Below are 7,901 nucleotides of genomic sequence, written 5' to 3'. Positions count from 1 at the left end.
GCATGGTGCGCGCCAGGGCAAACAGCCCGGCCATCACCACCAGCAGGCCGGTGGCGACAAGGCGCGTGGTGCGCGCCCGGTCAACGGGCTGGATCAGGGGCCTTGCAGCGCGGGCCAGACGGCGGGGAGTGATGGTCACTCCGCCGGGAATGCCTCATGCGCGGTGTGGTTCCCGGTTGCAGGGCCGGTGGCAGGGCCGCGCGGGTCCGTTGCGCCAGGCGCCGCAGGACGCGGCTGGGCGGCCAGGAACACGCGGGCAAGCCAAGGTCCCAGCCGCTTTTCAAAGCCGTCAGCCAGGCTGAAACCGGCCGGCACGATCAGCAGCGTGAGCAGGGTGGAGAGCGTGAGGCCGCCGATCACCACCGTGCCCATTGGCGCGCGCCAGCCCGCGTCACCGCCCACCGAAATGGCAGTGGGCACCATGCCGGCGATCATCGCCACGGTGGTCATGATGATTGGTTGCGCGCGCTTGTGCCCGGCCTCGGTAATCGCCTCCAGCTTGCCCTTGCCGGTCGACATTTCCTCGATCGCAAAGTCGATCAGCAGGATCGAGTTCTTGGCGACGATGCCGAACAGCATCAGCACGCCAATGAACACCGGCAGGCTCAACGCCTGGCCAACCAGGCCCAGCAGCATCAGCCCACCCAGCGGCGCCAGGAACAGCGAGCCCATGTTGACCAGCGGCGAGACGAAGCGGTGATAGAGCAGCACCAGCACCGAGAACACCAGCAGCACGCCGGTGGCGAGCGCGATGAAGAAGTTGGTGAGCATTTCCTGCTGCCAGCGGTCTTCCCCGGCCGGGGCGTTGGACACGCCGGTGGGCAGGTTCTGCATGATCGGCAGCTTGGCAATGGCATCCATCGCCGTGCCCTTGACCACGCCGGGCGGCAGATCGGCGCCCACGAAGATACGGTGGTTCTGGTTGTAGCGCTGGATCGTCGTCGGGCCCGAGCCAAAGCCGATGCTGGCAACGCGCGCCAGCGGCACCGACGTGCCCATCGCGGTCTGCACCGGCAGGTTTTCGATGGTCGACAGATCGCGGCGGGAATCGAGCGGCAGCTTGACCCGGATCGGCACCTGGCGATCGGACAGCGAGAACTTGGCGCTGTTCATGTCGATTTCGCCCTGCGTGGCGATGCGGATCGTCTGGCTGAGTGCCTGGGTCGTCACGCCGAGCGAGGCGGCCAGATCAAGATGCGGGGTGATGACGATTTCGGGGCGGCGCAAGTCGGCGCTGATGCGCGGTGCCACCAGTTGCTTGAGCCCGCTCATCTGCTGCACCAGGGTTTGCGCGGTGCGCTGCAGGAGATCGGGATCAGAGCCCGAGAGCATCACGCTGATCGGCCGGCCCGAGCCGCCACCGCCGCCGCCATTCTGGCTTTGGAACGTGACGCGGGCATCGGCGATCTGCTGCAGGCGCGGGGTCAGTTCGCGCTGGAACTGCAGGCTGGTGCGCGGGCGGTCCTTGCGCAGCGTCATGATGATGCGCCCGCTGCCCTCGGTGATCCGCTCCAGCGCCACTTCGATCTCGGGCTCGTTGCGGATCAGGTTGTACACCTCGTCCACCTTGGCGGCCGTCTGGTCGATCGTGGTGCCGGGCACCATTTCCACGTTGATCTGCGAGAAATCGCTATCGGTATCGGGGAAGAACTGCGTGGGGATGACCACGAACATCGCGCCCGTCAGCAGTAGCGCGCCAAGGCCGATGCCCATCATCCACAGGCGATGATCGCGCAGCCGCGCCCGCACCCGGCGGCGCGGATGCAGCGCGCGATAGGCGGCCGCACGCGTGGTATCGAGCGACCAGCGCAGCACCGCCATGTAACGGTCCATCCACGGGCCTTCGCCATGGGGAATGTCGCGCTGGTCACGCTTGAGGAAATAGGCCGCGACCATCGGCGTGATCATGCGCGCCACCAGCAGCGAGAATAGCACTGCCACCACCACGGTGAGGCCAAAGTTCTTGAAGAACTGGCCCGAGATGCCCGGCATCAGGCCCACGGGAAGGAATACCGCCACGATCGAGAAGGTGGTCGCCACCACCGCCAGGCCGATTTCGTCGGCGGCGTCGATCGCGGCCTGGAACGGGGTCTTGCCCATGCGGATATGCCGCACGATGTTCTCGATTTCCACGATCGCATCGTCCACCAGCACGCCCGCCACCAGGCCCAGCGCAAGCAGCGACATGGTGTTGAGCGTAAAGCCCATGAGATGCATCACGGCGAACGTGGGAATGGCCGAGAGCGGAATGGCGATGGCCGACACGAACGTAGCCCGCCAGTCGCGCAGGAAGAAGAACACCACGATCACCGCCAGCACCGCGCCTTCGACCATCGAGGACATCGAGGTGTGGTACTGCTGCTTGGTGTAGTTCACGCTGGTGAACAGCTGGGTGAAGCGGATCTTGTGGCCCTGCTCGGCCGAGATCTTGGCCAGTTCCTTGACCGTGTCATCATAGACGCTGACATCGGATTCGCCGCGGGCACGGGCAATGCTGAACGTGACGACCGGCTTGCCGTTGAACTTGGCGATCGAGGTGATTTCGCTGAAGCTGTCGCGCACGTCGGCGACATCGGACAGGCGGATCACCCGGCCGGCCGCCACGGAAATCTGCGTCTGCCCCAGATCGAAGGCAGAGCGCGCATTGCCCAGCACGCGCACCGACTGGCGCGCACCGGCCACTTCGGCCTTGCCGCCCGCGGCGTTGAGATTGACCTGGCGCAGCGCATTGTTGACCTGCATCGCGGTCACGCCGAACGACTTCATGCGCATGGGATCGAGCGTCACGGCGATTTCACGGGTCACGCCGCCGGCCCGGTGCACCTCGGCCATGCCGGGCACCGCCAGCAGGCGCTTGGCCACGGTATCGTCGACGAACCACGACAACTGCTCGATCGTCATGTCGTCGGCCGAAACCGCCCAATAGGCGATGGGATCGGACGAGGTTTCGGCCTTGAATACCTGCGGTTCCAGGATGCCGTCGGGCAGGTCGCCACGCACCTGGTCCACCGCGTTCTTCACTTCGGCGACCGCGCCATAGATGTCGGTGCCGATCTTGAACTGCACCATCGTCTGGCTGGAGCCTTCCGAGGCGGTGGAGGTGATCGTGTCGACCCCGGCGATAGTGCGCACGGCGCTTTCCACCCGCTGCGTGATCTGGGTTTCGATTTCGGTGGGCGCGGCGCCGGGCTGGCTGATCTGCACGATCACCAGCGGAAACTCGATATCGGGCTGGTCCTGCACCTTCATCAGCATGAAGGAGACCAGGCCCGCCAGGGTCAGCCCCAGGAACAGGACGATGGGAACGACCGGGTTGCGGATGGACCAGGCCGAGAGATTGCGAAAGTTCATGGCCGTTTCCCTGGTCCGATCACGGGTGGTCGATCAGTGCGCCGCGGCGGCAGTGCCGGCCGTGACCGGCCGGACCGTATCGCCGGGATTGAGGAAGCCACCCGCGCGCAGCACCACGCGCTCGTTGCCCGAGAGACCTTCGCGCACGACGATCCCGTGCGCGGTGACGTCACCGATCTTCACCGCGCGGCGCGTCACCTTGTTGGCGCCATCGAGGATATAGACGAAGCTGCCGTTTTCATCGCTGAGAATGGCGGTTTCGGGCAGGACCGGCGCCGTGGTGACGCCGCTGCGGATCGTGGCGCTGGCAAAGCCGCCCGGACGCAGCGCCGGATCATAGCGCAGCGCGATGCGGGCAATCCCCTCGCGCGTGGTCGGATCGATCGTCGGCGCCACTTGCCACACCGTGCCGGTAAAGCTTTGCGCCGTGCCGACCGGGGTGATCTGGGCGGTCACGCCCACGTGCATACGCGCCAGATCCACTTCGGCAAGGCGTGCCTGCATTTCCAGTTCGCCATCCTTGGCCATGCGGAACAGCGTGCCGCTGCCCGCGCTGACGATCTGGCCGGGCTCTACCGCGCGGGTCAGCACCAAGCCATCGGCCGGGGCCACGATGTTGAGCCGCGCCGTGCTGGCGCGCAGCTGGCCCAGCGTGGCGCGGGCCACGCGCACCTGCGCCACGGCGGCATCGCGCGTGGCGGTCAGCTGATCGATATCGGCCTTGGAGATAAAGCCCTTGGCCACCAGCTTGAGCGCGCGATCAAGGTTGCTCTGGGCAATGCGGGCGTTGGCTTCCTGCACCTGCACCCCAGCGGCCTGGCTGGCCACCTGCTGCACCTGGACCGAACGATCGACCACGGCCAATACCTGCCCGGCATGAACCCAGGTTCCGGCATCGACCAGCACGCTGCGCACGATACCGCCTTCGCCGGCAATGCCCACGGGCATTTCGCGCTTGGCGGCAATCACGCCGCTGGCCACCACGGTGGCGTCAACGGTCTGCTGGCCCGGCGCCACCACCGTAACGGTCTGAGCCTGGGTGGCGGCATCGGGCGCCTTGGGCCCGCCGGCATCGCGGTGCATCAGCCACCAGGCGAGAGCCAGCAGCACGACCAGCCCCGCGCCGATGGCAAAGGCACGCCGCCGATTGCCACCGGTTGCCGGCACATCGGCCAGGCTGCTCATGTCTTGCGTCTTGTCCAGCAGAATTGCCTCCCCAGCCCAACCGGCAAGCGCGTACCATACGGCACCACGCAGCCCGGGCCACGATCCCCTTTGCCCGCCCCATCCTTGCGCCATGCGCAGCGACAGGCCGGGCGATGTGTTCCCAACGTCGGTCTAACGTGGCGGCCGGTTGCCCGGCTGCCTGTCATCGCGGCCGGCCACCGGCATGGGCCAGCCGCCGGTAACGCCGGTCGCCGGCATGGCCCCCGCCTTCGCCAAGCGCCGCGCATCAAGCGCCACGTTCCGAAGGTTCCTTACCTTGCCAGCATTTACGCAGCTTTTAGCGGGCGCAACGACCAGTTGCAATCACGGCTCGACAAACAACGTCATAACCGAAGCATTTGCGCTTCGCCTCGGCAACGAACCCACCGCTGCGGGGCCGAGACGCCAAAACGGCCGCCCGGGTTGCCCCGGACGGCCGCACCGTGGATGGCGGTGTGACGCGGGCCGCCAGCCCCGGCGCAATGCACCGGGCCGGCAAGCCAGCGCGTGATCAATACTTGAGCTGGCGCTCGTAAAGGTCGCGATAGTGCTGGATACGCGTGACCCGCAGGCCCTGCATCCCCGAGCGATCCACCGCGCGCTGCCACGAGGCGAATTCTTCGAGGGTGAGGCCATAGCGTTCGCACGCCTCATCAATGGTCAGCAACCCACCGTTGACCGCAGCGACCACTTCGGCCTTGCGGCGCACCACCCAGCGGGTGGTGTTGGCGGGGGGCAGGTTATCCAGCGTCAGCGGTTCACCCAAGGGACCAATAACCTGCGCCGGCCTGATTTTCTGATTTTCGATCATGGCACTTCTCGTCGGTCAGCTGAGCCTTTCGGCGGGGGGGACGGCCTGTTTGGCTTCATCACCGTTGTGCTTCCCTCCATTTTGCCATTCACTGAAGAGTTTGGGTTAACGAGATCTTCATGACCTGCCGTGTGTTCACCTGCCTTGTGCAACATCCAGGCTGCGACCCGATGGAAGCTGCCAAGGCCCGTTCCGCCCGGCATCGCCAGTACGGAATCCTGCGACACCCGCCGCAGGTCCTGTGCGGCTTCCAGCCGGGCACAGAATTCGGCCCAGTGCAGCTGGCGCAGCACCCCTGCCGATTCGGCGCCCACCAGGCCGCGCAGATCTTCAAAACCCAAATCCATGGGGCTGACAGTAGCCCGATAGGGATAAGGGAGTGTAAAACCGCCCTTTACAAAAAATTAACCACATGGCCAGCGCACCCCGCCCGTTCCGTGCCATTTTTGCGCTGAAAACCGTGGGAAAAGCGCCTATGGGCGGGCCATGTCGCATTGCATCCCCCCTTCCGCGATCCCCAAACTGGTGCCTGATTTTACCGGCCTGGCCGATCCATTGCCCCTGTTCGATCTGGCCGCCCCGGCCAGCGCGCGGCGCATCGTGGTGGCCATGTCGGGCGGGGTGGACAGCTCGGTAGTGGCCGGGCTGGCGGCTGCCAGCGGCGCCGAAGTCATTGGTATCACGCTGCAACTTTACGATTACGGCGCCGCCACTGGGCGCAAGGGCGCCTGTTGCGCCGGCGATGATATCCGCGATGCCCGCGCCGTGGCCGATCGCCTGGGTATTGCCCACTATGTGTTCGATCACGAATCGCGTTTCCGCGAAGACGTGGTCGAGCGCTTTGCCGACGATTACCTCGCCGGCCGCACGCCGATTCCCTGTATCCGCTGCAACATGGGGCCCAAGTTCACCGATCTTCTGGCCATGGCGCGCGAACTGGGCGCCGATTGCCTGGCGACCGGGCACTATGTTCGCCGAGTGGCGACGCCCGATGGTGCGCAGTTGCACCGCGCCGCCGATCCCGCTCGCGACCAGAGCTATTTTCTTTATGGCACGACGCAGGAACAGCTCGATTTCCTGCGCTTCCCGCTGGGTGGCCTGCCCAAGCCGCAGGTGCGCGCCCTGGCCCAGGCGATGGGCCTGGCGGTTGCCGCCAAGCCCGACAGCCAGGACATCTGCTTCGTGCCCGATGGCGATTACGCCAAGATCGTGCGCAGCGTTCGCCCCGAAGGCGGGCGCCCCGGCACGATCGTCCATGCCCAGAGCGGCGCCGTGCTGGGCCAGCACCAGGGCGTGATCCACTATACCGTGGGCCAGCGGCGTGGCCTGGAAATCGGTGGCCAGCCTGAGCCGCTCTATGTCGTGGGCCTGGACGCGGCCAACGCCCGCGTGCTGGTGGGGCCGCGCCAGTTGCTGGGCGTGGCCGCGGCGCGCGTCATTGAAACCAACCGCATCGGCGCCCTGCCGACCGATGGCACGCCGCTGACCGCCAAGGTGCGCTCGCTGGCCAAGCCGGTGCCGGTCACGCTGGACGGCCCGTTCGGCGATGGCGCCGCCACGACCTTGCGCTTTGCCACACCCGAATATGGCGTGGCGCCGGGCCAGGCGGCGGTGCTCTATGCCGGGGAACGGGTGATTGGCGGCGGCTGGATCGACGGCACCGAAGCGGCCGAGCCGCTGGCCGCGCTGTAAACCCGAGTGCGGCAAGGGTGATCCCCCTGCCCGCGCCTCAATCGCGCCAGGCCTGCAATTGGCAGCCCCAGCCTTCGCGATAGGTGGCAGTTTGCGCGGCGGCGAGCGGAACCGTCGCGGTCACGCTGTGGGCGGTTGCATCCTCGGCCAGCGAGACCGGGAAGCGGCCTTTGGGATTGTCCTTTTCGCAATCACCCAGCGCCCTGCCGCCAATATAGCGGCACGAGCAGGCCAGGCGAGCCGCGCGCGCCGCCTCGATTCGCGCGTTGTCGTGCGCCGGGCGCCAGACAAAGGCGACGAATACCGCGCCCACGACAAGGCCGATGATGACGATTGCTGCCAGCCCGCGCCAGGCCCAGTGCCCCGCCCGGCGGGGCCCTGGAGATGGAGACGCAGGCGGTTGGCCACCAAAACGGAGCGGATCATTCGGGGATGAAGAAGGCTTGGTGGTTGCCATGTGCATTCGATCTGGTGGAAAGACCGGGCAACCATGCAGAGCGCCCCGCGATTCCGTTTACCCTGTGCCCGCCGGTGGCTGGCCCTTATCGTGCCGGCGGCGCTTGCACCAGTCCTGTTCGCCTGCTCGGCCAGCCAGCCGGCGCAGCAGCCGCTCTCGCCCCAGGCGCTGGCGGCGGTGATCGACGATCCCGGGGTGGAGCGCGAAGGCCTGGCCCGCGCGGTTGACGCGCTGTTCACCGCCAACGATGGCGCCGCCGCCCAGGGTGCGGGGGAAACCCGCGCGGTAATCGTGATGCGTGCCGGACGCATCGTGGCCGAACGCTATGGCCCCGGCTATCACGAAAACACCCGGTTTGCCGGCGGTGGCATCGCGCGTTCGATC

Annotated in this window: 6 protein-coding genes and 1 pseudogene; 2 read left to right on the top strand and 5 right to left on the bottom strand. The window is 66.8% G+C overall.

Going from position 1 to position 7,901, the window contains the following annotated elements; all coding sequences use genetic code 11:
• Positions 1-135 precede the first annotated feature (135 nt).
• The 4 genes from H926_RS0118470 to H926_RS32665 all read right to left on the bottom strand — a co-directional run bounded on the left by H926_RS0118470 (position 136) and on the right by H926_RS32665 (position 5,715).
• Positions 136-3,351, bottom strand: coding sequence for an efflux RND transporter permease subunit (locus H926_RS0118470; RefSeq protein WP_022677619.1), 3,216 nt, complete (start codon positions 3,349-3,351; stop codon positions 136-138).
• A gap of 33 nt (positions 3,352-3,384) precedes the next feature.
• A complete protein-coding gene (locus H926_RS0118465; protein ID WP_022677618.1) occupies positions 3,385-4,536 on the bottom strand; it encodes an efflux RND transporter periplasmic adaptor subunit in 1,152 nt (383 codons plus the stop codon).
• A 532-nt stretch (positions 4,537-5,068) separates the two neighbouring features.
• Positions 5,069-5,368, bottom strand: a complete 300-nt coding sequence (locus H926_RS0118455; protein ID WP_022677617.1) for a DUF1153 domain-containing protein — start codon at positions 5,366-5,368, stop codon at positions 5,069-5,071.
• Positions 5,365-5,715 carry a hypothetical protein gene (locus H926_RS32665; protein WP_133726783.1) on the bottom strand — a complete coding sequence of 117 codons (351 nt, stop codon included), beginning with the start codon at positions 5,713-5,715 and terminating at the stop codon, positions 5,365-5,367. The genes H926_RS0118455 and H926_RS32665 overlap by 4 nt, the downstream gene beginning before the upstream one ends.
• A 139-nt stretch (positions 5,716-5,854) precedes the next feature.
• Between H926_RS32665 and mnmA the strand changes: the two genes are divergently transcribed.
• Entirely contained in the window at positions 5,855-7,060 is a 1,206-nt protein-coding gene (gene mnmA, locus H926_RS0118450; protein WP_022677616.1) for a tRNA 2-thiouridine(34) synthase MnmA, read from the top strand.
• 37 nt (positions 7,061-7,097) lie between these two features.
• Here mnmA and H926_RS0118445 read toward each other — a convergent pair whose 3' ends face one another.
• Positions 7,098-7,373 carry a hypothetical protein gene (locus tag H926_RS0118445; protein ID WP_237741096.1) on the bottom strand — a complete coding sequence of 92 codons (276 nt, stop codon included), beginning with the start codon at positions 7,371-7,373 and terminating at the stop codon, positions 7,098-7,100.
• 234 nt (positions 7,374-7,607) lie between these two features.
• Between H926_RS0118445 and H926_RS34960 the strand changes: the two are divergent.
• Positions 7,608-7,901, top strand: a pseudogene (locus H926_RS34960) (serine hydrolase); the annotation flags it as partial.

The sequence above is a fragment of the Novosphingobium sp. B-7 genome, from assembly GCF_000410615.1.
GTDB lineage: Bacteria > Pseudomonadota > Alphaproteobacteria > Sphingomonadales > Sphingomonadaceae > Novosphingobium > Novosphingobium capsulatum.
Note: the sequence above shows the minus strand (reverse complement) of the source record. Positions and strands in the feature narration are given on the sequence as shown.